General features: G+C 39.1%; 28 protein-coding genes. 9 read left to right on the top strand and 19 right to left on the bottom strand.

The window, feature by feature from the left end; all coding sequences use genetic code 11:
* Positions 1–17 precede the first annotated feature (17 nt).
* From IEX65_RS04045 to rpoN, 5 genes are read right to left on the bottom strand one after another with little or no spacing between them, the layout of a single operon-like run.
* The gene (locus IEX65_RS04045; RefSeq protein ID WP_188764727.1) at positions 18–1,460 is read right to left on the bottom strand and encodes a hybrid sensor histidine kinase/response regulator; all 1,443 of its coding nucleotides are present in this window, start codon (positions 1,458–1,460) and stop codon (positions 18–20) included.
* Positions 1,457–1,915 carry a response regulator gene (locus tag IEX65_RS04050; RefSeq protein ID WP_188764728.1) on the bottom strand — a complete coding sequence of 153 codons (459 nt, stop codon included), beginning with the start codon at positions 1,913–1,915 and terminating at the stop codon, positions 1,457–1,459. The genes IEX65_RS04045 and IEX65_RS04050 overlap by 4 nt, the downstream gene beginning before the upstream one ends.
* 5 nt (positions 1,916–1,920) lie before the next feature.
* Positions 1,921–3,918, bottom strand: coding sequence for a PAS domain-containing sensor histidine kinase (locus tag IEX65_RS04055; RefSeq protein ID WP_188764729.1), 1,998 nt, complete (start codon positions 3,916–3,918; stop codon positions 1,921–1,923).
* 5 nt (positions 3,919–3,923) lie between these two features.
* Positions 3,924–5,402 carry a sigma-54-dependent transcriptional regulator gene (locus IEX65_RS04060; protein ID WP_188764730.1) on the bottom strand — a complete coding sequence of 493 codons (1,479 nt, stop codon included), beginning with the start codon at positions 5,400–5,402 and terminating at the stop codon, positions 3,924–3,926.
* A 40-nt stretch (positions 5,403–5,442) separates the two neighbouring features.
* Positions 5,443–6,849, bottom strand: a complete 1,407-nt coding sequence (gene rpoN / locus IEX65_RS04065; protein WP_188764731.1) for an RNA polymerase factor sigma-54 — start codon at positions 6,847–6,849, stop codon at positions 5,443–5,445.
* Between the two features lie 223 nt (positions 6,850–7,072).
* On the opposite strand from rpoN, the gene IEX65_RS04070 reads away from it, so the two are divergent.
* Together IEX65_RS04070 and IEX65_RS04075 are read left to right on the top strand one after the other, a co-directional pair.
* Positions 7,073–8,524 (top strand): sensor histidine kinase, encoded by a 1,452-nt coding sequence (locus IEX65_RS04070; protein ID WP_188764732.1) that lies wholly within the window; start codon positions 7,073–7,075, stop codon positions 8,522–8,524.
* Positions 8,525–8,535: 11 nt separating this feature from the next.
* Positions 8,536–8,961: a response regulator gene (locus tag IEX65_RS04075; protein ID WP_188764733.1), complete on the top strand. Its 426-nt coding sequence runs from the start codon at positions 8,536–8,538 to the stop codon at positions 8,959–8,961.
* 26 nt (positions 8,962–8,987) lie between these two features.
* Here IEX65_RS04075 and IEX65_RS04080 read toward each other — a convergent pair whose 3' ends face one another.
* The 3 genes from IEX65_RS04080 to IEX65_RS04090 all read right to left on the bottom strand — a co-directional run bounded on the left by IEX65_RS04080 (position 8,988) and on the right by IEX65_RS04090 (position 10,141).
* A complete protein-coding gene (locus IEX65_RS04080; protein ID WP_188764734.1) occupies positions 8,988–9,380 on the bottom strand; it encodes a hypothetical protein in 393 nt (130 codons plus the stop codon).
* Positions 9,370–9,735, bottom strand: a complete 366-nt coding sequence (locus tag IEX65_RS04085) for a phage holin family protein (RefSeq protein WP_188764735.1) — start codon at positions 9,733–9,735, stop codon at positions 9,370–9,372. Before IEX65_RS04085 ends, IEX65_RS04080 begins: the two co-directional genes overlap by 11 nt.
* A gap of 100 nt (positions 9,736–9,835) precedes the next feature.
* Positions 9,836–10,141, bottom strand: coding sequence for a YtxH domain-containing protein (locus IEX65_RS04090; protein WP_188764736.1), 306 nt, complete (start codon positions 10,139–10,141; stop codon positions 9,836–9,838).
* Positions 10,142–10,483: 342 nt separating this feature from the next.
* Here IEX65_RS04090 and IEX65_RS04095 point away from each other — a divergent pair, with 342 nt between their 5' ends.
* A complete protein-coding gene (locus tag IEX65_RS04095; protein WP_188764737.1) occupies positions 10,484–10,849 on the top strand; it encodes a response regulator in 366 nt (121 codons plus the stop codon).
* A gap of 186 nt (positions 10,850–11,035) precedes the next feature.
* Here IEX65_RS04095 and IEX65_RS04100 read toward each other — a convergent pair whose 3' ends face one another.
* From IEX65_RS04100 to IEX65_RS04145, 10 genes are all read right to left on the bottom strand, one after another.
* Positions 11,036–11,320 carry a YtxH domain-containing protein gene (locus tag IEX65_RS04100; protein WP_188764738.1) on the bottom strand — a complete coding sequence of 95 codons (285 nt, stop codon included), beginning with the start codon at positions 11,318–11,320 and terminating at the stop codon, positions 11,036–11,038.
* Positions 11,321–11,408: 88 nt separating this feature from the next.
* Complete coding sequence (locus IEX65_RS04105) at positions 11,409–12,038, bottom strand: porin family protein (RefSeq protein ID WP_188764739.1); 630 nt, start codon at positions 12,036–12,038, stop codon at positions 11,409–11,411.
* Positions 12,039–12,130: 92 nt separating this feature from the next.
* On the bottom strand, positions 12,131–12,835 hold the full coding sequence (locus tag IEX65_RS04110) for a YiaD family glycine zipper/OmpA-like lipoprotein (RefSeq protein WP_188764740.1): 705 nt from the start codon (positions 12,833–12,835) through the stop codon (positions 12,131–12,133).
* Positions 12,836–13,139: 304 nt separating this feature from the next.
* Positions 13,140–13,598: a hypothetical protein gene (locus IEX65_RS04115; protein WP_188764741.1), complete on the bottom strand. Its 459-nt coding sequence runs from the start codon at positions 13,596–13,598 to the stop codon at positions 13,140–13,142.
* Between the two features lie 145 nt (positions 13,599–13,743).
* Positions 13,744–15,555: a family 10 glycosylhydrolase gene (locus tag IEX65_RS04120; protein ID WP_188764742.1), complete on the bottom strand. Its 1,812-nt coding sequence runs from the start codon at positions 15,553–15,555 to the stop codon at positions 13,744–13,746.
* Positions 15,556–15,643: 88 nt separating this feature from the next.
* Positions 15,644–16,165 carry a DinB family protein gene (locus IEX65_RS04125; RefSeq protein ID WP_188764743.1) on the bottom strand — a complete coding sequence of 174 codons (522 nt, stop codon included), beginning with the start codon at positions 16,163–16,165 and terminating at the stop codon, positions 15,644–15,646.
* Between the two features lies 1 nt (position 16,166).
* On the bottom strand, positions 16,167–18,050 hold the full coding sequence (locus tag IEX65_RS04130) for a CocE/NonD family hydrolase (RefSeq protein WP_188764744.1): 1,884 nt from the start codon (positions 18,048–18,050) through the stop codon (positions 16,167–16,169).
* Positions 18,051–18,062: 12 nt separating this feature from the next.
* On the bottom strand, positions 18,063–18,344 hold the full coding sequence (locus tag IEX65_RS04135; RefSeq protein ID WP_188764745.1) for an antibiotic biosynthesis monooxygenase: 282 nt from the start codon (positions 18,342–18,344) through the stop codon (positions 18,063–18,065).
* Between the two features lie 8 nt (positions 18,345–18,352).
* Positions 18,353–19,189 (bottom strand): alpha/beta hydrolase, encoded by an 837-nt coding sequence (locus tag IEX65_RS04140; RefSeq protein WP_188764746.1) that lies wholly within the window; start codon positions 19,187–19,189, stop codon positions 18,353–18,355.
* A gap of 83 nt (positions 19,190–19,272) precedes the next feature.
* Positions 19,273–19,869: a TetR/AcrR family transcriptional regulator gene (locus IEX65_RS04145; RefSeq protein WP_188764747.1), complete on the bottom strand. Its 597-nt coding sequence runs from the start codon at positions 19,867–19,869 to the stop codon at positions 19,273–19,275.
* A 176-nt stretch (positions 19,870–20,045) separates the two neighbouring features.
* Here IEX65_RS04145 and IEX65_RS04150 point away from each other — a divergent pair, with 176 nt between their 5' ends.
* The 6 genes from IEX65_RS04150 to IEX65_RS04175 all read left to right on the top strand — a co-directional run bounded on the left by IEX65_RS04150 (position 20,046) and on the right by IEX65_RS04175 (position 25,200).
* On the top strand, positions 20,046–21,119 hold the full coding sequence (locus tag IEX65_RS04150; protein ID WP_188764748.1) for a dipeptidase: 1,074 nt from the start codon (positions 20,046–20,048) through the stop codon (positions 21,117–21,119).
* A 44-nt stretch (positions 21,120–21,163) separates the two neighbouring features.
* Positions 21,164–21,940 (top strand): helix-turn-helix transcriptional regulator, encoded by a 777-nt coding sequence (locus IEX65_RS04155; protein ID WP_229250506.1) that lies wholly within the window; start codon positions 21,164–21,166, stop codon positions 21,938–21,940.
* Positions 21,941–21,958: 18 nt separating this feature from the next.
* Positions 21,959–22,420 (top strand): GyrI-like domain-containing protein, encoded by a 462-nt coding sequence (locus IEX65_RS04160; protein WP_188764749.1) that lies wholly within the window; start codon positions 21,959–21,961, stop codon positions 22,418–22,420.
* Positions 22,417–22,785: a DUF1801 domain-containing protein gene (locus IEX65_RS04165; RefSeq protein ID WP_188764750.1), complete on the top strand. Its 369-nt coding sequence runs from the start codon at positions 22,417–22,419 to the stop codon at positions 22,783–22,785. Before IEX65_RS04160 ends, IEX65_RS04165 begins: the two co-directional genes overlap by 4 nt.
* Before the next feature lie 110 nt (positions 22,786–22,895).
* Positions 22,896–23,606 carry a hypothetical protein gene (locus tag IEX65_RS04170; RefSeq protein ID WP_188764751.1) on the top strand — a complete coding sequence of 237 codons (711 nt, stop codon included), beginning with the start codon at positions 22,896–22,898 and terminating at the stop codon, positions 23,604–23,606.
* A 136-nt stretch (positions 23,607–23,742) separates the two neighbouring features.
* Positions 23,743–25,200, top strand: coding sequence for a Gfo/Idh/MocA family protein (locus tag IEX65_RS04175; RefSeq protein WP_188764752.1), 1,458 nt, complete (start codon positions 23,743–23,745; stop codon positions 25,198–25,200).
* 60 nt (positions 25,201–25,260) lie between these two features.
* Here IEX65_RS04175 and IEX65_RS04180 read toward each other — a convergent pair whose 3' ends face one another.
* Positions 25,261–25,941, bottom strand: a complete 681-nt coding sequence (locus IEX65_RS04180) for an NUDIX domain-containing protein (RefSeq protein WP_308424943.1) — start codon at positions 25,939–25,941, stop codon at positions 25,261–25,263.
* Between the last annotated feature and the right edge of the window lie 97 nt (positions 25,942–26,038).

The raw sequence follows: 26,038 nt of genomic DNA on the forward strand, positions 1-26,038 counted from the left end.
TTGCAGGGTATCTCAGTTTATCGGTCTTTGAGCAATGGAAACGCAATCGTAAAAGTAGTGCCAACTCCTAACTGAGAATCAACTTCTACTCGTGCATTATGCGATTGCAGAATCGTGAGTGTGGCAGCCAAGCCTAAGCCCAAACCATTGGTTTTGAGCGTAAAATAAGGTTCAAAAAGTCTATTTAGGTTTTCTTGACTAATACCTACACCATTGTCTTTGATTGTCACCAAGAAATAATCATTTCTAATACTCGTCAGAATCGTCAAGATACCTTTTTCGGCCTCCATTGCCTCAATGGCATTGATTATGAGGTTTAAGAAGGCGATTTTTATCTTCGATTGGTCGAGATTAAGGGTACAATCTTCACCAAAGTTTTTGACTAAAGTAATCTTTTTTAAATTAATTCGGTCGAGGGCTTCGCTCAATGCTCTTTCAATCAATTCGATTATCGAAATTGAGGTCAGAACTGTTTCTTGCGGCTTAAATGACTCTAAAAGTTCGGTAATTAGTGTATTAATTCGGAGGCTATTTCGCCTAATAATATCCGTAAAAAGCTTTAGGTCTTCGTCGGGCAATTCGGGGTCGAGTTGGTCAAGCGAAAGATGGATATTGGTCAGCGGATTTCGGACTTCGTGGGCAAGTGTTCGAGCCAAACGTGCCGTTGACGCTGATTTTTCGGCCAAAAGTCGGTCACGTTCGAGTTTTTTCCTCGATGTAATGTCTTGAATGACAATGAGGTAATAAATGTTTCCTTCGCTATCATTCTGCTTACTTCCGCTAAGCGAACAAAGCACTCGTTCGCCGCTTTTATTAACCATCCAAATGTCGTAGTTTTCAATCGAATTATTAATCTCAAGGATTTGCTTAAAACGTCGATAATCATCGTGGTCGGCAAAAAAGTTTCGGAAGCTAAGATTAGATGTATCCGAATTTTCAAAGCCTAATAATTCGTAAGCGGTTTTGTTGTAATAAAAAATCAATCCCTCAGTCGATTTCAAGACAATCGCTTCTTTCATTTGCTCAAAAATACTCTTCAAGCGAGTTTCATTTTCACGTAAGCGTTTTACGGCATCGGCACGCTCAAGGGCATATCTGATACAACGGTCGAGCTTCTCGGCATCTAAATCGGTTTTCACCAAATAGTCCATTGCTCCTAATCGCATGGCCTCATTATCGACCTGTTTATCTCCTTTACCTGTAAACAAAATCACAGGCGTATTGATACCCATTTCGATGACAGCCTTGAGCAAATCAATACCCGTTTTGACTCCCAAACGGAAATCAAAAAAACATAAGTCGAACTTGGAATGAGAGAGATGCTTGACGCCATCGTTGAACGAACTGGCCCAAACAATATCGAATTGCTTCGATGGAATTTCTTTTAAGTACTCGGATGTTAGATAAAAGTCATCTTCATCATCATCAACAATTAAGAGTTTAACGGCTTTACTATTCATTTCTTTGCATTTTGTGGTAGTTGCACAATATCGAGCCAATAATGGCCAAGTGTTCGGGCAATCTCAATAAATTCGGCAATCGCTACTGGTTTCGTAATGAAACTATTGATACCCAACTCGTAGGTTTTCAATACATCTTGTTCGGCTTTTGAAGTAGTAAGTGCTACTACTGGAATCATTTTTAGCTTCGTATCCGATTTGATTTCTTTTAAAGCCTCACGTCCATCCATTTTAGGCATATTCAAATCGAGCAAAATCAACGATGGCCTCGGACAATCCTCTGGATTTGTATATTTATTTTGTTGTTTCAAATAGTCGAGTAATTCGAGTCCATCGTTGACGAAACGAATATCGACCAGCAACTTGCTTTCTTCAAAAGCCTCTCTCGTAAATAGTTGGTCATCTTCGTCGTCGTCGGCGACTAAAATCACCAATTTCTTATTGCTGTTTCCCATCGTAATTATTTATTTTTTGTTGTAGGTAGATAAAATATAAAAGTTGCTCCGACTCCTTCTTCACCTTTAGCCATAATATAGCCGCTGTGCGACTCTACTATTTTTCGGCAAATAGCCAAGCCCAAGCCCGTTCCTTCGTATTCAGTACGGCCATGAAGTCGCTGAAAAATAGCAAAAATTTGGTCGGCATATCTAGCATCAAACCCAATACCATTATCGCTGATAGTAAACCGATAATATTCGAGTGATTGATTGAGTTGAGGAATCTTGTGATAATCTATTTTTGAAACCTTTTCGGCAGAGATATGCACCACTGGCGAAAGGTCTGTTTTCTTGAATTTTAAGGCATTTTCGATAAGATTTTGAAATAGCTGTTGCATCTGAACCCCCTGTGCCTCAATCATAGGCAATTCCCCTACCGAAATCTGAGCATTTTCGTTTTGAATTTTTATTTCTAAATCATCAATTACGTTCTTCACAACCTCATTTAAAGCAATTTGCTTCGGTGTTTCGGTTTCTCTCGATGCTCTCGAATAAGTCAATAAATCATCAATGAGCGTATTCATACGTTGGGCTGCATTTATCATTCGGTCGATAAAAAAGCCCCCCTCTTCGCCCACGGCGTCTTTGTATTTTTTTTCGAGACGCTCGCCAAACGCCTTGATTTTGCGAAGTGGCTCTTGCAAATCGTGCGAAGCAACATAAGCAAATTGTTCGAGTTCCTGATTGCTTCGATTAAGAGCAGCTACTTGCCTTTCAAGTTCTCGGCGGTAGGTTTCTATTTCGGTCAAATCAGCTGTTACGCCCACGGCTCTCAGCATTCTGCCATTTTCGTCGTATTGAACCCTTGCCCGTAGCATCACGTTTTTGATAACGCCCGTCGAATCAATGATACGATGCTCAATTTCGTAGAAGCCTTTTTGTTCGGCCAATACTTTTCGGGTGTAATCTCGCACACGTTGCACGTCTTCTGGATGAACAAAACTGGGATAAAAATCAAGCGGGACAATACTCTGAGGGTACTGATTTGAGTCTAATTCGAGCAGATTAAATAAACCCTCCGACCATCTAAAATGTGCTTCATTGATATTACACTCCCAACTTCCAAACTTAAAAATAGCTTCGGCTTCTTCCATTTGGGTATGTTGGCGTTGCAGCTGCATCATTTGGTCGTTGTATTCTTTCTCAGCCTTCATGCTGATGGTATTGTCAACCACCGTACCCATAATAATAGAAGTCTTGTTGGTTTCAAAAATGTGCATTCTCAAAATCACATACTTAGTTTCGCCATCAAGACTGATTATCGAATGTGAAATCTCGTGGTAGGGAATTTTCGCTTCAATCTTTTCATAAACTTCGGCACGCACCAAATCTTTTTCGGTTGGCGGAATAAAGCTCGAATAAAAATCAACAGGAACTCTTCTATCAGGAAACCTTTCTTTTGGCACTCCCAACAATTCAAAAAGCCCATCAGTCCACTTCACATACTCACTTCCTTCTTCCATTTCCCACGAGCCATACTGAAAAACTCGCTCAGAATTATGAAGGTGAAACTGCTTAAACTGTAAGATTTCTTCACGTAAGATTTGCTCTGTTATATCTTCGGCAATCAGCATAATATACTGATTTTTGCCTTCGGCGTTTTGCTGTAAGAGATTAGCAGTATTTTTTAGTGTACGAATTTGCCCGTTTTTATGACGAAAAGCCATCGTAAATTCAATGTTTTCGCCAATGGCTATTCTGTCGAACTTCTGAGAAATATCAGCCGCAAAATCTTTCATATTGGCATGAACCATAATAGGCCCCAGCGAATTGCCCATTTGCTCAATATCTTGTTTTGAATAGCCTAAAATATCAGTGATACGGTCGCTGATAAAAACTATTTTTCGTTTCTGTAAGTCAAGTACATAGATGAGTTGAGGTAAGATTTTCACCAAACCTTCTATTTGCTTCCCAATCAACGAAAGCCCAAATGCACTACAACTCAATTTAGAATTATCCATGCTGCTCAACTATTCAGATTTATCTGTTTCATTTTATTATAAAGTGTTTTTCGGTCAATACCTAAGACCTCGGCAGCTTTGGTTTTATTAAACTTCACTTGCTTCAATACTGTCAAAATCATTTCGTACTCGGCATCAAGAGCCGTTGATTTCAAATCGACTTTTGTGGGTAATGGAGCGGGTGCTGGTGCTGGCATGACAGGCTGTGGCGGCGAATAATACCTCGGTGTATCTTGCACAGGTGCTGGTGCTACGCTACTTGGCTCATTGAAAAGTAAACGGTTATAATTGATGAGTTCGAAAGGCAAAGTACCAACCTCAACTACATCTGACTCAGAAAGTAAAGTTGCACGACGGATGACATTTCGCATTTCACGCAAATTGCCAGGCCACGGATAATCCTGAAATGCTCGCATTACTTCTTGCGAGAAACCTCTAACTTTTTTGCCGAGTTCTTCGTTAGTTTTTTCTAAGAAAAATTGAGCAAAAAGTATCAAGTCTTCTTTTCGTTCACGAATGGGTGGCACATCAATACTAAACTCATTGAAACGATAGTATAAATCTTCACGGAATTTGCCTTTTCGAGCCGCTTCAATGAGGCGTTCGTTTGAGGCCACTATGAGGCGAACATCAACGGCCATTTCTTTATTTCCGCCAATTCTTCGCACTTTACGTTCTTGTACTACACGAAGTAACGAAACCTGAATATCATAGGGTAGGTTTCCTACCTCATCTAAAAAAAGTGTACCACCGTCGGCCATTTCAAAATGACCGATTTTCTGAGCTAATGCTCCCGTAAATGAGCCTTTTTCATGGCCAAAGAGTTCGCTGGCAGCTAAATCTTTCGAGATAGCACCGCAATCCATCGCTACAAATGGCCCAGCGGCACGTTTGCTTCGTTTATGGATTTCGAGTGCCACGGCTTCTTTCCCCGAACCACTTTCGCCATAAATCAATACACTATAATTAGTCGGAGCTACCAAATCTACTTGCTTGTATAAATGCACTGATTCGGGGCCTTCGCCGAAGATATAATTGGCTTTTTTATCTTTTTTAGCCGAGGTTACCGCCGTGCCATCGGTGGTATCAACGGGGTTTTCGGCAATATGCACATAATGTGTGGGCTGACTAAGAGCCTTTTTGATAGTCAGTAAAATTTCGTCTGGAAAAAGGGGCTTTGTGATATAATCGTACGCCCCTTGCTTCATGACACTGATGGCAATTTTTATATCAGAATAGCCCGTGATGATAAGCACTGGCACGTGCGGCAACTTTTCTTTTATTTTTAAGAGAATAGTTGCTCCGTCCATATCGCCCAACCTAAAATCGGTCAAAACCAAGTCAGGCGTGAAGGTTTCTAAGGTGGCCAGCCCAGTAGTACCATCATGAGCAATGGCTACATCATAGCCGTTTTTGCTCAAAAATCGACGTAATAATAGGCAAATATCGGTGTCGTCGTCGATGATTAAGATGCGTTGTGCCATAGGTTAAGTAAATTTAAAGAGGTTATTCATTTTGGGTAATTTATAAAGTTCGACGAAGTGTTGAGGGTAAAATACCGAGTATTTCACGGTACTTTGCAACAGTCCGACGGGCAATTTGATAACCACGTTGTGATAATAATTCAGTCAGTTGAAAATCATTCAAAGGGTTATTTTTATCTTCATTTGTAATCATTTCTTCTAAAACCAATTGGATTTGGCGATTAGAAACTTCTTCGCCACTATCAGTTTTCATGCCTTCGGTAAACAAATCTTTGAGATGAATAATCCCGAAGGGAGTTTGGGCATATTTTCCACTCGTAACACGAGAGACCGTCGAAACATCCATTTTGATTTGGTCGGCAATATCTTGCAAAACCATCGGCTTTAGCAATCGGACATTCCCCGATACAAAAAACTCCTTTTGCAATTTAACAATCGCTTTCATGGTTTTTAGCATCGTGCTTTCTCGCTGCTGAATGGCCTCAATGAGCCAATTGGCAGCATTAATTTTAGAATTAAGATAGCTGTTTACTTCCTTAGAACCACCCAAAGCCTCCGAATACGATTTATTGATACTTAATGGCGGAATTCCTCGACTATTAAGCGACACTTCAAGCAGCTCGCCTTCTACGGTCACGATGTAGTCAGGAATCACATTATCTTTTACAGTCAAAGTAGTAGCTGCTTGTCCACCCACCACTGGTTGCGGATTTAGGGTAGCTATCAAAGCCACAGCTTCTTTGATTTCGTCGAGGCTAAATGTACACAAACGCTTCAATTTATCATAGTTGCGAGTGGCCAGTTCATCGAAATAGTCTTTTACCAAATTCTTGGCAATGGCAGCATTGGGACATTGACTGCGTTCTAATTGTACTAATAAACACTCCTGCAAATTACTCGTGCCTAAACCCACGGGTTGTAGTTTACGCAAAATATCTATCAAATATTGCATTTCGGCATCATCAACAAACATTCCACTCGAAAACGAAACATCATCAACCAACGAGTCAAGGCTTACTTGAAGATAGCCTTCATCAGTCAATGAATCCACCAAATAGTCGGCCAAGAATCGCTGACGTTCGGTATCAACCAATAAATGAAACTGCTCTTTTACTTCTTCTCGCCAACCGATGCTTTCGACAAGGGTTGGGGCAAAAAAAGTATCATCATCCGAATAATTGTTTACTCGTGTGCGGTAGTCGGGTAGGTTATCGTCATTAAACTCGTCCCAATCCATATAGTCTTGGGTACGGTCTTCGGTGCTGAAATTATCTTCGGCGAGGTCATCATTAAGACTATTTCCTTCTTCTAAAATTGGATTTTCTTCCAATTCATTTTTTATATATTGTTCAAGTTCGAGCGAGTTCAGTTGAAAAAAATTCAATAACTGAATCTGCGAAGGCGAAATCTTGAGCGTTTGTTTTTGTGATTGGATGAAGTTGAGCATAGGAATAATTTTTTTACAGGCTAAGTTTTCTTGATATAGAAAAAAACATACCTAATTATCAATGCGTTGGGCCTCTAAGTTAGTCATTTTTATAAAAAAATTATGATATAAGTCAGAATATCCATAGAATTGCCTCGTTTTTTAGGTATTCTTGATAAAAGAATATTCAATGATGAGCAGCCATACAAAGTCATATTTATTGAGTGCGTAAACATTCCCCAAAATGCAGAATTTTTTCCACAACACATTGGGTAAAATTTTCCCCAATAGTTTATCCTTCTTTACGCTTCCAAAAGCTTTATTAAGTTTTGTGTTTTCGATTGTGATTAGTATCACAATGCTTAGTTTTTTGAGCTGGATAACGTACAGTAACCTCCAAGAAATGGGTAAACGAACCGCTGACGTAACGCATACTTATCAGGTTAGATTTAAAAATAAAGAATTAATAAAACTTTTGGTTGATGCTGAAACTGGACAAAGAGGATACTTATTAACTGGTAATGATGACTTTCTAAAGCCATATATAGAAAGCCAAGAAAAGATTGATACTACCCTGCACCAACTTACTGCTTTAGTAAACGATAATGCTGTACAAGCTAAGCGGCTGGATTCGATAAAGCATATAACGAAGCTAAGGCTAAAAGCAATGGAAATAAATATTGAGCGTATCCGAAAGGCTCAATCGGTCGATACACTAAAACTCTATTTAGGGAAATTTTATATGGATAAGATACGTATTCTTAGCCAAAAAGTTGACACTGACGAAGAGCATCTGCTTCAAGAACGAGACGACCTCCAGAAAGAAAGTGACAAAAATATGACATATTACTTACTGGGCTTATCGGTGGTGACTTTAGCGTTTTTGACCATATTTTTCCGATTGCTTTATCTCGAACTTAAACAAAGGATTGCACTACAAACTACGCTCGAACATAAACTGACTGAGGTAGAGCACACAAATGCCGAGTTGGAGCAATTTGCTTATATCACATCGCATGATTTGCAAGAGCCACTACGAAAAATTAGGGCATTTGGAGAAAGACTTTATACCCGCCAAAGTGAAGAACTAAGCGAAGATGCCAAAAATAATATTTTAAAAATCAATCAGTCGGCCAGCCGAATGCAATTGTTAATCAATGATTTGCTGACTTTTTCGAGAATTACTAATGTAAAAGATGATGTTTTTGATGAAATTGATTTAAATTGGATTTTGAACGAAACCAAAGAAGACTTCTCGGAATTGATATATCAGAAAAAAGCCATGATTTACAGCAAACATTTGCCCACAATAAATGGTATTAGAGTACAGTTAATTCAGTTATTCAATAATCTGATTTCAAATTCCTTGAAATATAGCCGCCCTGACGTAAATCCTGTGATTGAAATCAAGTACAAACAAGTGTTTGGCGAAGAGATTCCGAGCATCGGGCCTTTGCAGCAAGAAAAGGTTTATCATAAGATTACGTTTATGGATAACGGTATCGGTTTTGAGGAGAAATACAGCGAAAAAATCTTTACGATTTTCCAACGTTTACACAACAAAAACGAATACGAAGGGACTGGAATTGGATTGGCAATTTGCCGAAGAATAGTAACAAATCATAATGGATATATAATTGCCGAAGTAAAAAAGGATTATGTTGGTGCAATATTTCACGTATATTTGCCCTATTAAATTCGACAACAATGAACCGAAACGCCTCTATTTTAATCTGTGACGATGACGAAGACGATTTGTACTTAGTGAAATCGATTTTCAATGACACCAAGTTTAGTAACCAAACTGTTTACCTAAAAAATGGTGCAGAACTACTGGAGTATCTTCAAAATCAGAAGAAAGACACTTCGGTTGGGCTTGTATTATTGGACTTGAATATGCCCAAAATGGACGGGAGAGAAACACTCAGACTTATTAAAAATAACCCTGAGTTAAGGCGGATTCCGGTGGTGATTCTGACAACTTCAAACGCTCCGCAAGATATTGAGAAATGCTACGAACTGGGAGCAAATTGTTTCATGACCAAACCTTCATCGTATGAGGGTTTAAACGATGCCATCAAAACCTTGAGTAAGTTTTGGCTCGAACTAAGTTATTTACCTATTAAAAGATAAGTCGTTGATTTACAAATACTTTCCAATCAGTCCTTCTGATGAGTAATCGGTTTTTCGGTTACATTTTTAAGCCAAATCAGCCCTTTTTCAACAATAGTTTTTCCGTTTTTTTGAACCATATTAGTGGCAGCATTACGCACTAAAAATGGAACAACTAATCTCGGAAGCCAACCCGCACGTGCCAAAATAGTTCGTCTTAGAACCACGTCAACGCCTAAGCCAATGCCTAAGGTCAGTAAACCTTTTTTGGGCGAGGTGAATACGTCGTTTAAGACTCCAACGGCTTGTCGAGCAGGGTTTAGTTCTTCTTTGATAGCCGCAATATCGTTTTTCATGCCTATTTTCGATAGCTGCATCTGATTATGAAGTCTGGCTCTTTCGGCTTTCAAATCATCAATGGTTTGGATATTATTTTTCATAGTAGAAATTACGGATAAAAGTGTTGATGATTGGCAATTTGATGAATTTCTCTCGGATGGCGAATAATACTATACCCAAAAATCCGTAAATCAGGCCTACTATCAAGAAACCCAAGGGCAGATTACTGAGATTTTGGCCAATGTACCATGCCAAACTCAAGCTCAGAAAAAGCATCATTAAACCACCCGCAACACCAATAATGAGAGCCGATGCAAGGTTTGAAACAGCCTTAGCAGCCTTTTCAGAAAAATCTAAAACGCCTAAATTCCAGCGAGCTTCGGCATATTCGGTTACGGCATCGAACCAATCGGTGGCTCGTTCCTTAATTTCGTTGGCAGATTCTAATACTTGCATAATTTTGTTGTGTTTGTAAAATCAAGAAGCTGAGCGATGACACATAACGCACTACCAATCAACCTCTTATGTCATCACTCAGCCTCAAATTTATTGATTATTAGGCTACCACTGCATCTTTTGCATCATCAAGATTTTCTTGAAAACGGTCTTTGATTTCGGCTACTTTACCAACTGCTTTTGATTTTAAACGCTTGGCCGAATCTTCGATATTTTCTACCGAGTCGCTGTATTGGCGGCCTCCACGCTGAACTGCGTCTAATAAATCAGTGGCAAAATTATTGGCTACTTCACGCACTTTTTCTCTGAGACTCGACCCTTTTTCGGGAGCAAATAATAAACCAATTGCAGCTCCAGCCGCAGCCGCTGCTGCTACTCCTATGATGATTTTTGAATTCTTTGTCATTGTCTTTGTAATTTAGAATTGTGTTGAAATTATATAAAAAACATTGCTGTTTGGTAATAATCATAAAAAGACTATTCCAGTTGATTTTAGCTTATAAAGTGGGCTGATTCGAGGTACATTTTCTACAATATGGGAATCATCCCGACACACATATAAAATATCATATTTGGGGTGGCATGATTTTTTAGGCTTCATTCATAAATAAGCGATGTTTATTTTGATTATATCAGATACTTCTCTTATTTTCATTTAAATAAATGTTTAATTGACACTAATAATTTGTTGAACATTAGCCGTTTGAATGCTGTTACAAACTACTTCTCTATTAACAAGTATAATGAAATGAATGAGGATGGATTTAAAAAACTTTATCCGAAGGCATTGATAGTAGATGATGAATTAGACACTTGTCTTCTGCTGGGGATGCTACTTAAAAAATTCGGAATACCTTCGCTTAAAGTGCATACTTTAGCCGATGGTTTTGAAAAACTAATTTCTGAAAAACCACAATTAATCTTTTTGGATAATAACCTACCCGACGGTACAGGCATTGAGCGTATCGCATCGTTTAGGCAGCAACTCCCAAATGCTAAGCTCGTGATGATTACAGCCATTAGTTCGCTACGTGAACAAGCGTTGGCCCTGGGAGCCGATGGCTTTATTGAGAAGCCCTTAGATATACGCAAGATTGAAAGCGTATTGATTTAAGTACTGCTGCTTCGCTACCCAAATTTACACAGCAAAAGTTTTCTTATCAGGATTACTCAAAATGCCATTACAATTTTAAAGCAACTAAATCCACATTTAATATTACTGATTGAAACTCGAAACCAAACAAAAATCCCCAAGAATCATCATCTTGGGGATTTTTGTTGAGAAGATATTTCAGCCGAATTAATCAAGCTTTTCTTTGATGTCTTTCTTAATCTCTTGGGCTTTATCAGCTACTTTATCGCCAATTTCGTCAGCCTTATCTTTGGCTTTTTCCCAAGTTTCTTTGATACCATCTTTCAAATCTTCCCATTTATCTTGGGCTTTCTCGGCCAATTCTACTGCTCCGATTTTTGCTTCATCAACTTTTTCTTGAAGTTCGGCTTTCGCTACATCAACTTTTTTCTCAAGCGTTTCGGCTTTGTGTTGAGCCGCTTCTTTCAATAATTCTTCTTTTGTGTTTGTCATGATTGATAACAGTTTTGTGTGTGTAATAATTAAAAATAGTCAGTTGTTTTGGGTAAAGTGTGAGCCATTTTGGCCCACACTATTATGCTTAAAAAGTAAATCCTATATGTACTTGCCCAACTGAGTTTTTAGAATCTCCTAAAAATGTGCGGGCCGATTCGGTATTAGCGATTTGTTGCAAGCCATGATTATAGCGAGTACCTACCATCAGTTTGCCAAAATAGATATTCAAACCAGCCGATAGACCGTAATCAAAGTTTTTGTAATTATCTCGATTGAGCAAAATCTCGCTCGACGAACCATTATCTGATTTACTTTTGGTCGAAGCATTGACTAAGTATCCACCGTATGCACCTGCCTGAATATCAATCACATTACCGATTTTGTAGGTAAGTAAGAGCGGCACTTCGGCGTAATCTAATTTGAATGTTGTTTCGCCTTGAAATGTATTCAAGATATTGTATCGAGCAGTTGTTCCTTTAGTCGAATAACCGATTTCGGGTTGAAGATACAAAACTCCCTTGATGAGCGGTACTTGCGTAAATAAACCCACATTAAAGCCATAGCGAGGGTTTCGGTCGCTGATATTATCAATATAAAGGTTTGAGGCGTTAAAACCGCCTTTGATTCCCGAACGAGCCTGTTGGGCATCAGATTTAGTAGCTTGAAAAAAACCTAATGCTACTACAAAAGCTGTGATTATGATTCTATTTTTCATGTTTCGTTGTTTGTTTTAGTGAAAAGTTTGTTGATGAGTGTTTTTTGATTGTTGTAGTGATTTAGCAGTTATTTCTAAATCTAATGTATTCTTTATCGTAAACTCACTGGCGAGCTTACTTCTTTTTTCATTTGTTCGCTGGCATAGATTCCAATCTCTACACGGCGGTTTTGTTGGCGACCCGTTTCGGTACTATTACTGGCAATCGGATTACCTTCGCCCATACCTACGGTTTTGATTCGATTACTTGCAATACCTTCGCTTATCAAGAAATTACTCACAGCTCTGGCACGCATTTTTGACAATCTTTTGTTAAATTCGGTTGAGCCTACACTATCGGTATTACCTTCAACCAAAAGCTCGATTTGCGTATCTTTCTTTAAGTTATCAGCAACAGTTCTCAAGCTGGTTTTAGTGGTTGGCAATAACACCGAAGAACCAAAATCAAACAGAAGGTTATTATCCATTGTGAGTTTTACGCCTTCGCCTACTCTCTCGACTTTAGCATTTTCGCCTAAGCCTTCTTTGAGTTTCTCAGCTTTTTTGTCCATTATATCGCCAATGACTGCTCCTGCTGCTCCGCCTACCGTTGCACCAATGATTGCACCAATGGCAGTGTTATTTTTGTTCTTTCCGATGATACCACCAATGACTGCTCCTGAGCCTGCACCGATGACTGCCCCCTTCTGTGATTTTTTAAGTGGAGTCTTCTTTTTTGTTTGTGCAAACGAAGGTTCTGTGCTTAAAGCCAACAATGCACCTACGCACGTGATGGCTATGATTCTATTTACTTTCATGATTAGTTTTCTTTTGGGTTTGTGAAAATTTAGTTTGATACATTACTACTAAAAAATATCATACCTTGATAACGAAAACTCACAAAAAAGACATAACTAACTAAAAATCAATTACTTACAAAAACGCATCATGTATAATGGGAAGTAAAAAACGTGGAAATACCTCCCCATTTTGAGATATTTTACACTTTACGTAGTTTAAATGCAGAGCGGCTTGTGCCACACAAATGGGCATAAAAAAAAGCCATGCAAACGCACGGCTCTTTCCGAATTTTACCTATTATATATACTTAAAAACAACCACTTACTCTTCAATTTTTTCTTGCATGGCGTCAATCTTATCGTTGAGGTCACGCTTAAACTGTTTCCAGTCACGCTTGATGTCTTTGCCGATTTCGGTCATGTCATTATCAAGCTCTTTTAAGTTAGATTTCAATTTCTCACGACGAGTTTCCAACTTTGCTTTTTCTTTGCTGGTCGCTTTCTTGATTTTTCCATCTAATTCATCTAATTCATCATTTATCTTTTCACGACGTTCTTCGATTTTAGCTTTCAGTTCTTTGCGAGAAGCCTCAATATCATCGGCAGTCTCGTTAGCGGCATCTTTTACTGCGGTAGCGGTATTGTCAGCAGCATTTTCTACTTTTTCTTGTGCATCCTGAATGTCGTCGGCAGCTTCTTTCTTTTCGCTACGTGAGCAACTTGTGAGGGTAAAAACGCCTAAGGCACACATTACAGCAATAAGTTTGATTGATTTTTTCATTGTGTTTCTTTTGTTTTAGAGTGTGACCGAAATAACAAAAGATTTATACCACCCTAAAAACGTGGTGTTTTTGGGGAAATATTGCAGAAAAACGAGGAAGCATTTCCCCAGTATGGGGTTTTGAAGTAAGAGAAAGGAGGTGTAACTAACGAATCACAATCATTCGCTTTACCGTAATACCACCTTGTGTTTGTAAGCTATAAAAGTAAACGCCTGTCTCTAAATTGAGATTATGAAAGTCGTAGCTATACTCGCCTGCCGATTTATATTCATCAACTAATCGGCTACGTTCGGTTCCCATTATATCAAAAATTTTGAGCGAAACATGGCTGGCTCTTTCCAGCTTGTAGGTAATCTTTGTATAATCATCAAACGGGTTGGGAGCATTCTGGTTCAACTTAGCTTCCGTGAAAACTTCATTGTCTTCGATGCCAGTTACCATAGCCACAGAAGCCATATTCGAAGCTAAGCTCTCATTATGCAAGCGGTCGAACGCCGTAAGCACGTATGTATAGCGAATTGCTTGTTGAGCAATATCAGTATCAGAAAATGCCGTTGTATCTTTATAAATAATGCCTCTGATTGCCGCCGAGTTTGTAATATCTACGGTTTCGCTATCAGCAAAGCGATAGAGAACATAGCCTCTGATTTTCTCCATCTCAGATACACCAACTATCGGTTTTTGCCATTTGATTTGTAGGCCTTTATCAGTCAAATTTGCCGTAAGGTTTTTAGGAGAATCAGGCGAAACAGCATCTTTCCACAACATCTGTGGCATTAATGCGGGCGTTTTGTAAAGCTTCGTAATCAAGGAATCTCGAAAACCGAGTAGATTTTTATTGAGTGTATTGGTATTATAAAAAATACTTCCTTGTACTTTGGCGGTGCTTCGGGCCAAGCGAATCTGGGTTGGCATCTGAGAAGGATTCTGCCATGCAACTACATCTGTGGCGTTGATTCGATAAGCAGCATGACCTATGTACAGATGGCGGTCGAAAACATTATTTGCCCACCACGGCACTAATATTGAGAAGTCGGCCACTGCCAAACCAATATTCCAATAGATTTGCGGAGCAATGTAATCTACCCAGCCCTTCTGCAACCAAAGTCTCGAATCACAATAAACATCACTGTAACTCTGCAAACCGCTCGTAGCCGAACCCAACGGCTGTGCAGTAGTTTTATTTTGCCAAATTCCGAAAGGTGAAATCCCAAACTTTACCCACGGTTTCACAGCCTTCAAGGTATCGGCAATGGTTTTTACCAAAATATTTACATTGTCTCGTCGCCAATCGGCTCGGTTTAAAATTCCTCTCGAATTTCTGTTATAAGTTGCCGAATCGTTGATTGTTAGCCCTGTCGATGGATACGGATAAAAATAATCATCGAAATGCACACCATCTATATCGTATTTGGTAGCTACTTCCATCACTACCTCGGTTATGTGCTTGATTACTTCGGGTTTTCCAGGGTCAAGCACACGCAGGTTTCCGTAGGGCAAAAGCCACTCAGGGTGCTTTACGGCTACATGTTTGGCATCTAAAACGGTGGTATTGATATTAGGAACTGCCCGATAGGGATTAAACCACGCATGAAACTCAATGCCACGTTTGCGGCACTCGGCCACCATAAATGCCATTGGGTCGTAGAATGGCTCAGGGGCTTTGCCTTGTTTAGAGGTCAGATACTCCGACCACGGAGCCAACTCTGAAGGATAAAAAGCATCGCCATTGGTACGAATCTGCACCATTACGGCATTGATGCCTGCCTGTTGGTGTTGGTCAAGTATTTTAATAAACTCGGCTTGTTGTTGAGCCGATGTTAGGCTTTTGCTTGAAGGATAATCTATATTATTGACGGTGGCAATCCAAGCCCCACGAAACTCTCGTTTTGGGGTTTGAGCTTGAACCATTACACTGAAAAAACACGCAATAAATACTGAAAAGAATCGCTTCATAACAAAGATTAAAGATACAAATTTAGGTATTTTTGTCCTTTACTCAACTGTATGTGGCAATATTCATTTAAAAAAGCTCTTTTATTGCTTACCTCAATATTTTCAAAAACTCAATCCACGGACCAACTTCATCTTTGTATTGTTTTGCCATTACTCTTGATATTTGCGAAATATGGTCGAGGTCGTGAGTTACCCAAGTGGCCAATAATTGGCTCAAAGTTACAGTGCCAAATATCGGATGCTCCCCTGTTTTGCACAAATCCTGCTCAGTTATATTTAAGCTTTTTAGTTTTTCAATATTAGTACTCCGTATGATTATAAATTCTGCTAATAATTCTGCCAATGATTTTCCCTTGCTGCTTTCAAATTGAGCAAATCTATCGAAAGGTTTAAAGGTTTTCTCCGAATTATCTGATAGAATAAGTATTGCTCGTGCCATCCAATCGGTTTTATCGCCATGAATCAAATGCCCAATCACATCATATACACTCCAAGTTTCGCCACCTTCATTTACAGAAGTCCATTCGGGCGAAAGTCCTTGCAATAAATGACTAATTGCCGATGGCGTACGCTCCAACATTTCAATTGATTTATCTATCGAAAACTTCATATTATTTTGAATTTAGAACATTAACAGAAATTTTGCTTTCGCTAAAAATCTTATGCGTTGCTTTTTGGTAATCATTTTCATTGGCTTTGTAGATATTTGGCACATATTTCTGCGGATTCATATCAAATAGCGGAAAAGCCGACGATTGGACTTGAATCATTATTTTGTGGCCTTTTTTAAAAGTGTGCAGCACATCTTGTAATTTAAAATCTAAATCAGTCTGTTTTTCTGCCACCAAAGGCTCGGGGCTGGCAAATGAATTTCGATATTTGGCTCGCATTATTTCGCTTCGCACCATTTGCTGATAACCTCCCAATTTAATATTTGGTGGCGTAAACGCACTATTGGGTTCGTTTGTGGGATATACATCAATGAGTTTTATGAAAAAATCAGCATCGGTACCTGTGGTAGAAAACTTCAAGTGAGCCATTATTTCGCCTGTAAATGTGATGTCTTCTAATAATTCGTTTGTTTCAAAAGTCAAAACATCAGCACGTCCAGCCACAAATCGTTGGTCATCGCTCATATAATCTGGTAAGAAATCTACGGTTTCTTTTACGGTTTCGGCATACGGGACTGGATTCTGAGGGTCAGAAACATATTCTCGAAATCCTTTCTGAGGCAAGATATTGGTCAATTTTCCATTGGCCGCTAAGTAGAAATCAACTTTCTTGGTATTACTGACAGGATATTTATCAAAAATTTGCCATTCTTTTTTTCCTGTATCAAAAAGATATGCTTCGGGGAGTTTTGCTACTTTATTTTCAGTGTCTTTTAGGTAATGCTTGAAGAAACTTAGCTCAATGTTTTTCTGAAAGAAAGTAGCCAAACTATCACCAAAATAAATATTTCCTTGCAAATGATGCCCTTTTTCTCTCGACCAATCTCCATGCCCAAAAGGCCCCATTACCAAGGTATTGGTTGTGTTTGGCTTATTTTTCTCAATGGTCTTATAAATATCCAATACACCCGTCATATCTTCGGCATCAAACCAGCCGCCCACTTCGAGCATTGCTGGCAAAGATTTCGAGTTTTTTAGATGTGGAATTACACTTCTCTTTTGCCAAAATTCATCATAATTGGGGTGTTGCACTATTTCATTCCAGAAGAAATTTTCGGCATATAATTTATCCAAGTTCTTTAGCGGTGTCATTGACTTATACCAATCATAACCATTTTCAGAATTAATATTGGGCATATCGAACCAAGCCTTACTCGTGGGCTTTTTGTGCTGAACACCAAAAATGGGTAAAGCAAAGGCCACTCCCAACACAAAAGCTCCATTATGATGAAAATCTTCAAAGTAAAAATCAGAAACTGGTGCTTGTGGCGAAACTGCTTTGATGGCGGGATGCCCACTCAAAGCACCCGAAATAGCGTAAAATCCAGGGTACGAAATACCATAAAGGCCCACTCTCCCATTATGATTGCTTATATTTCTGAGTAACCACTCAACAGTATCATAAGTATCCGAAGCTTCATCAATATCAGTTGGCTTGGTTTTATTATCGATTATGGGGGTCATGTTAGTAAATACACCTTCCGACATCCACCTGCCACGCACGTCTTGTTTCACAAAAATAAACTTTTCACGAGCCATTGGTCTTGAATAATATAACCTCGAAGTATAAGCATCTTTTCCATAGGGCATCGAACCGAAACAAGTTCGCTGCATCAAAAATGCATATTGATTTGATGCCGAAATATCTTTAGGAATGTAGATTGACGTGAATAATTTTACTCCATCACGCATCGGTATCAGCACTTCTTGCTTTACAAAGTTTTCTCTTACAAAAGCCGAGTCTTGCTGAGCTGAAGTTAGCTTTTGAGCGAAAGAAAAAAGTGGAAAAACGGCTGTTATTATTACTGAAAGGATATTTTTCATAGTGTTTGAAGATTATAAAATTCCGACTTCTAACTGCTCCAAATAGATAAATTCTGGAGTTTTTACTCCTGCTTCTTTTCTGATTTGTATTAATTTAGGTGACTCAAAGAATTGCTTGGCATTTTGGAGCGAACTCCAAACCGAAAAATGAACAATTTTATTATCAACTTGCTCGTATTTAAGGAGTTGGTACGATAATTCGCCGGCCTCTTTTCTGATTTCAGCGGCATTATCGAATATTCTTTTCCAAATTCCGTAGTCTTCTACTTCATGAATAATAAGTACGTGTGGCATAGTTTTGCTTATTTTATAAACTTAATAATCTCCTGCAATAAGTCGTCATTTTTCAATTCATGCCCAAGTCTTTCGGTAATTTTGAGCGTCGAGCCAACCCACGCACGGCTAAGTTTTTCGGAGTCGGTGTATTTGGTTGATTTATCGGTTTTATCATGAATAATCAGAGCTTCTGTTTGAATCTTCTGAGCAAAATCAACTGCCGAAAAGTACGAAGGTTTATGCTTTATTTCTTTTTCAAATTGCTCAATAATCAATCTAAGGGCTTTGGCAGAGAGACCAAGTTGTTGCCTATAAAACTCAAAAAATTCCTCTACGCTACCTGGAGCAGCTAAAATTACGGCTTTTTTGATATGACTTTGGGGATTTAGACTTAAATAATATGTACTTGCAAAAGCCCCAATCGAATGCCCAATAATTGCCCAAGTATCGGTATTAATTCTCAAAAACTCCGATAATGCCCTTTCGTAAATCACGAGATTCATGATTTTACCGGTGGAATTTCCGTGAGCGGGAGCATCAAATGCCAAAACCGTGAAATCATTTTTAACCAGTGCTTCTATATAAGACTTCCACCTGAAACTATGGCTGGCCCAACCATGCACCAAAACCACTTTTTTAGAGCCATTGCCCCAACGATAAGTTTGTATCTGATTGCCATCTACACGCAACACGACCGCTTTGCCTGTTTCTAAGAAGGCTTCGTGATGCGGTTTTAGTTTCCTTGCGAAAGGCGTACAAAACAAATTAAAACCATCTTTTCTGAGTTTTTGCGGGTGCAAATATGCCAATATATTGAAATAAACTCCTGTGGATTTTGCTATTATTCTCTGTGTTGTTGGCATTTCTTTAGTTTATTAAACACTATTTGGTTTATTGATTCTTATAATAAAATAAACCGAATGGTCTTTTTTGTTATAAAAAAATATTAATTGAGATATTGGCTCTCGATGGAGTTTTTTAGGCCTTCGAGCAGGTTGTTCAATATCTTGGGGTCATCTGAAAGTTTGCTCATCATCAAGCCACCTTGAATTACACTAAAAATAAGTGTAGCTTCTTTCTTAGCATCTAAATCAGCCTTAAATTCATTTGTTTGTATGCCTTTTTGAATAATATATTCCAAACTTCCCAGTAGTTCATCCAATGCTTTTTGGGCTTTCATTTTCAAAAAAGGCAAATTATCATCGGCTTCGATAGCCGTATTCAATAAAGGACAACCTCCTTCTGTTAAGGGTTTTATGCTATAATTTCGATAAAAACTTAGAATAGCAAATAATTTATTCTTGGCAGTATTTTCTTTCTTCACCTTAAAACGCAAAGCATCTTTTAGTTTGCCAATCGAGTACTCAAATACCTCGACGGCTATTTCGTCTTTGCTACTAAAATTACCATATACTCCACCTTTCGTAAGGCCAGTTACCTGCAAAATATCACTCATGGAGGTTGCATTATAGCCTTTAGTATTGAAAATCGGAGCCGACTTTTCAATAATAGATTGCCGTGTTATGTCTGATTTTGTAAACATGAAACAATATTAAACCGTTCGGTTTATAAATACAAACATTTTGCTGATTATATTTTGAATAAGTCTTTGGAATACTCTATTCACAAAATAGCTCGCATCAATCTCAAAATCACAATTCGTTTTGTGTCTGTTTATATTTTCCCTAATTTCGGGCTTCTTAATTCAACAACAAAACTATGCTTATTATTGACGCCCATCTGGACATTGCGATGAACGCCATCGAGTGGAATCGTGACTATCGAAAATCTGTTTTTGAAATCCGTAACCGAGAAAAAGGGCTAACCGATAAACCCGACCGAGGCAATGGCGTGGTTTCGTTGCCCGAACTTCGCAAAGGAAATATTGGCTTGGTGGTAGCTACGCAGTTGGCTCGCTACGTTGCTCCCGATAGCGTAATTACTGGCTATAATTCACCCGAAATTGCGTGGGGAATTACACAAGCACAACTGGCGTGGTATAAAGCCATGGAAGATTTGGGCGAAATGGTGCAGATTACAAACCTTTCGGCTTTAGAAGCCCACCTCAAACTTTGGCAAGATGAAAGTATTTCAAACGAAACCAAGCCCGTTGGCTATATTTTGAGCCTCGAAGGGGCAGATTCGCTCATCAATTTATCATATTTAGAAAAAGCCTACGCCTATGGCTTGCGTGCGTGTGGCCCTGCCCATTACGGCCCAGGACGCTACGCCCCAGGCACAACGATGTCGGGCGGGTTGACTAAAATGGGACGAGAATTGGTGAAAGAAATGGATAATCTGAATATGATTCTCGATGTAACGCACCTTACTGACGAAGGTTTTACCGAAGCACTCGATATATTCAAAGGGAATGTTTGGGCAAGCCACCACAACTGCCGCTCTTTGGTTGACTACCAACGCCAACTAACCGACGAACAAATAAAGATTTTGATTGAGCGTGGAGCGGTAATCGGCGGCGTGCTTGATGCGTGGATGCTCGTACCCAACTGGACTCGTGGCAAAGATACGCCCCAAGAACGTGGCGTTACGCTCGAAAAATTGATTGATAACTACGACCATATTTGCCAAATTGCGGGCAATGCCAACCACATTGCCATCGGTAGCGATTTAGATGGCTGTTTCGGCACCGAACAAACACCAACCGACCTCGAAACGATTGCCGACTTACAAAAACTGCAAGGTTTGCTCGCCAAAAGAGGGTATTCACAGCAAGACATTGAAAAGGTTTTCCATGGAAATTGGTTGAGATTTTTGCGGAAGGCTTGGGTGTGAAATGTTCGCCTGTTTATTTTTCCGTTGGTTAAAACCTAACGGCAATGAAATTTCAACTTCTTCCTATGCCCAATAACGAAACTTCACGGCTTTCTCGATTGACTGCAATTATTACACTTTTGCAGACCAAACGGATATTGACCGCCACCGAAATTTCAAAAAAATTTGGGGTAAGTATTCGTACGATTTATCGAGATATTCGGGCTTTGGAAGAAGCGGGCATTCCGATTTTTACGGAAGAAGGACGAGGCTATTCGTTGGTGGAAGATTATCGAGTGCCACCCGTGATGTTTACTGAGGCCGAAGCAAATGCCTTGATTACGGCCGAGCAACTTATCTTAAAAAATAAAGATGCGTCATTTGTAAAAGAATATACCGAAGCCGTCAGTAAAGTAAAGGCAGTTCTACGGAGTACGACAAAAGATAAAGCCGAATTACTTTCAAAAAGAATTGTTTTTCGCCAAAATACACAACACGACCGCACGAGTAATTATCTTTCAACCCTCCAAATGGCTCTGACTAATTTCAACTTAGTTGATATTGCTTATTATTCGCCTGATAATGAGCAAACTACAACTCGAATCATTGAACCATTTGCCCTTTACAGTACGCAAGAAAACTGGCTTCTGATTGCGTGGTGTAGGTTACGGAAAGATTTCCGTACTTTCCGCCTCGACCGTATTCAATCGCTTACTATTCGAGCCGATAAATTTGAACCACACAAAATTACACTCGAAGAATATTTTGAAATTTGTCGGCAAAAATTTTTGCCCACCCCTGACATAAGGCTGTCAAAAAACGATGCCAATTTTGTGAAATAATCAAACGATTTCGCAAAAATGGATAAGCAAAAAATTGACTCTTTCAACGTTATAGGCATTGCCATTCGCACCACCAACGAAAACAATCAGGCAGCACAGGATATTCCTACACTTTGGCAAAAATTCATGTCAGAAAACATCATTGAGCAGATTCCAAACAAAATCGACCAAACACTCTATTATATTTATACCGATTACGAAAAAGACCATACCAAGCCCTACACTACCATTTTGGGGTGCAAAGTGAGTACTTTGGAGCAAATCCCAGAAGGAATGACAGGTAAAACTATCGCAACTGGCAATTATCAGAAGCACATTGCCAAAGGAAATCTCATGCAAGGAATTGTATTTGAAGCATGGTTGAAAATCTGGAATTCGGATATTCCGAGAGTTTACACAGCAGATTTTGAGGTTTATGGAGAAAAAACACAAAACTCTACCGATGCCGAAGTAGATATTTTCATAGCCATAAACGCATGAAAGAGCTTGATAATTTCTATCACCAACTCAACGAACCGCTCAAAAGCTGCCTTATGGCTTTGAGCGGAATTATTTTGGCACAAGATACCACCCTAAAGCCCGCTTGGAAGTACCAAATACCTTTTTTCTGCTATAAAGAAAAGATTTTTTGTTATTTATCAATCAGAAAAAAAGACAAGCTACCCTACTTAGGAATGGTTGAAGGACATCGACTGGACCATCCTGCACTCATTGCCGAAAAGCGTTCGAGAATCAAAGTTATGTTCTTCGACCCAAGCGAAGATTTACCCATCGAAACCATCGACGAAGTTCTCCAACAAGCACTTATGCTATATAAATCAGGCATTGTGAAAGTTAAGAAATAATGAATATCTCAACCTTTTGATAAATAAAACCAACATTGATTTCTTAAAATTTTGACATTATAGCCAAAAAGCATTAACATTGGATTTTCTCATCCAAACCTTCATTATTTATGAAAAAAATTATCCTCTTGCTTGCTTCGTTTAGTTGTATTTCGTTGGCCTCGTTGGCTCAGTCATTCATTCCTGCATTCGACCGTTTTTCGGGTAAAGAAGTTGCCTATATTTATTTAGAAGATGGTTCAAAAGTAGAAGGAACTATTGATGACCTCGACCGTAAAAAAGGGCTTATCGAAGAAGTAACGATTTTGCCGACTGGCCAAAAAAAGAAAAAAACATACGAACCAAAAGACATTAAAACTATGTATTTGCCTGCCAGCGGTTATTTTAAATTGGCAAATGCAATGGAACAAAGTTTCAATGCTCAAAAATGGAAAAACAACGATGTAAACATGGACATCATCAATAAAGGTTATGCGTATTTCGAGAAAGTAAAAGTAAAGATTAAAAACGATACCGAAGACCTGCTGATGCAAATGGTAAACCCATCGTTTTCAAGTAAAATCAAGGTTTTTCATGACCCAAGAGCCCAAGAAAGTATGCGTTTTGGCGTAGCGGGTATCACAATGGCAGGTGGCGATGACAAATCGTATTATGTACAAGTTGGCAATGAAGTAGCCGAAAAAATCAAGAAAAAAGAATATGACGACGAATATCTGAGACTTTATAAAGATTGTCCAGCTTTATTAGCAAAACTAAAAAGCGACCACCGTTGGACAAATTTCGATAAACATTTGCTCGAATACACCACTTCTTGTAACTAAAAACGAAGCCTACAAAATCTTTCTTTATGACGAACTTTTCACAGAGTTCGTCTTTTTTTGTCTTGTCTATACAACTATTTACTATTTTATTATTAGATTTGATTTCAATATTCAACCTATTTCATAATCTACCAAAATGCAAGATAAATCAACAAGCAGAAGAAGTTTTATTAAAAGTTCTGCCATTGCAGCCAGTGGCTTTTTTATTGTTCCACGCCACGTTCTGGGTAAAGGATTCATCGCTCCAAGCGACAAACTCAATATTGCATCAATAGGTGCAGGTGGTAAAGGAGGCTCAGATATTGCCAATGCCTATAACAATGGCGTAAATAACGTAGTGGCTCTTTGTGATGTGGACTTTGCCCGTGCTAAAGGCAGTGTCGATAAGTTTCCCAATGCTAAACGTTACCAAGATTTTAGGGTGATGCTCGAAGAAATGAAAGGTGATATTGATGCCGTAACCATTTCTACACCTGACCACCAGCACGCAGTTGCCGCTATGGCTTGTATGCAAATGGGCAAGCACGTATATGTGCAAAAACCACTCACGCACGATATTTATGAAGCTCGTAAACTAACTGAAGCAGCTCGCCAGTATAAAGTTGTTACGCAGATGGGAAATCAGGGTTCATCTAACCCTACTCAAAAAGTAATGATGGATTGGCTCGATAAAGGCCTAATCGGAAAAGTAAGCGATGTGCATATCTGGACAAATCGCCCAGTGTGGCCACAAGGAAATCCGCTGCCGACTGAGAAACCACCTTTGATTGAATCAATGGATGCTAAAGGTTGGGATTTATTTATCGGAACAGCCCAATACGTTGACTATCACCCACTTTATCACCCTTTCAAATGGCGTGGCTGGTGGAATTTCGGTACTGGTGCTTTAGGCGACATGGGTTGTCACTTGATTGACCCAGCTTTCCGTGTTTTAGGTTTGGGCTACCCAACTGAAGTAGAATGTAGCGTTGGACAAGTATTCTTGAAAGATTGGCAAGCAGAATATAATCCAGAGGGTTGTCCGCCATCATCGAGCGTACAAATCAAATTCCCTGCTACCAAACGCAATAACACACCAGTAACGATGTATTGGACTGACGGCGGTATTCGTCCGTTCCACCCAGAGTGGATTCCTGCCAATGAGCCTTTGGCCGAAGCAGATAGCTCAAATGGTGTAATCATGATTGGAACAAAAGGTATCATGACTTGCGGTACTTATGGAAATACACCAAAAATATACTTGAAAAATGGCGAAAAAATAGAAATGCCTGCTCCTGACCCGAACTTCAAACCACTACCTGAACATGGACACCAAATTTCGTGGGCAGAGGCTTGTAAGACAGGTTTCAATAGCAAAGAGCATAAGGCACTTTCGTCGTCATTCGATTACTCTGGGCCATTAACCGAAACAGTTTTGATGGGTAACTTAGCGATTCGTAGTTATATGCTTCGTAAATCAAACGGCAAAAATGGCTTCAACTACGACGGTCGTAAGAAACTCCTTTGGGACGGAACAAATATGAAAATCACGAACTTCGACGAAGCGAACCAATTCGTACAACGTCAGTATCGTCCAGGTTGGAAACTCGTTTAGAGTGCTGAATTTTGAGTTCTGAGTTTTTGATGAGTAAATCCAACTCAGAACTCAGAATTCTTAACTCAGAACTTTCAAAGTTTCAAAGTCTCTGACTTTTGTCAAATACATATAGTCAAGCAGAAGGGCATTGGTGTTATTAATCATTCGATGCCCTTCTACAAATGGCACTACGTGAGTTGTGATTCGCTCAAATTCGTAGTCAGTTCCCATTTCTTTATTATTCATGGAGGCTATTTCTTCGGTAGTCATTTCTATTTCACAAGCATACAAATAAATTGCCTCATCGCTCGTTCCAGTAGCAGGAAAACCTCTTTTTCCGTCCATCAAATCCATTAGTTGACTTTCCGAAATTTCTAAGCCTGTTTCTTCTCTTACTTCCTGTACAGCTATTTCGAGTGGTGTTTTTGTGCCATCAACCATTCCTGCGGGATGCTCGTATGTAAAGCCACCTTCGGCAATTCGGCGTTGTTTTACCAAAAGCAAAAACTTCTCACGTGTTTCTTTATTTATCAAGCAAATCAGCACACACACAACCTCTCCTTTTAGAAAACAAATCGGTGGAATTTTATCTCCTTCGGGCGTTTCGGCATCGAGCATCAACAACGAAAAAAGCACTTCACCATTGTAGCGTCGGCGAGTATAATGTTCATCTACTTTATTGATTTTCAAGCCATTAGCAATCAGATTACTTTTCCAAAGTTTAAATTTGTGGGCGTCTTCGAGTTTTTCGAGTATCATTTGTTTGAGCTATTTTAGTATCAGTTTTTGGTAGTCCTAAAAATGTAATGCTTTCATTTCAAGGTTATAATTGCAAATAAAGTATTTGATTGCTCCT

This window comes from Emticicia aquatilis, assembly GCF_014644295.1.
In the GTDB taxonomy this organism is placed as follows: domain Bacteria; phylum Bacteroidota; class Bacteroidia; order Cytophagales; family Spirosomataceae; genus Emticicia; species Emticicia aquatilis.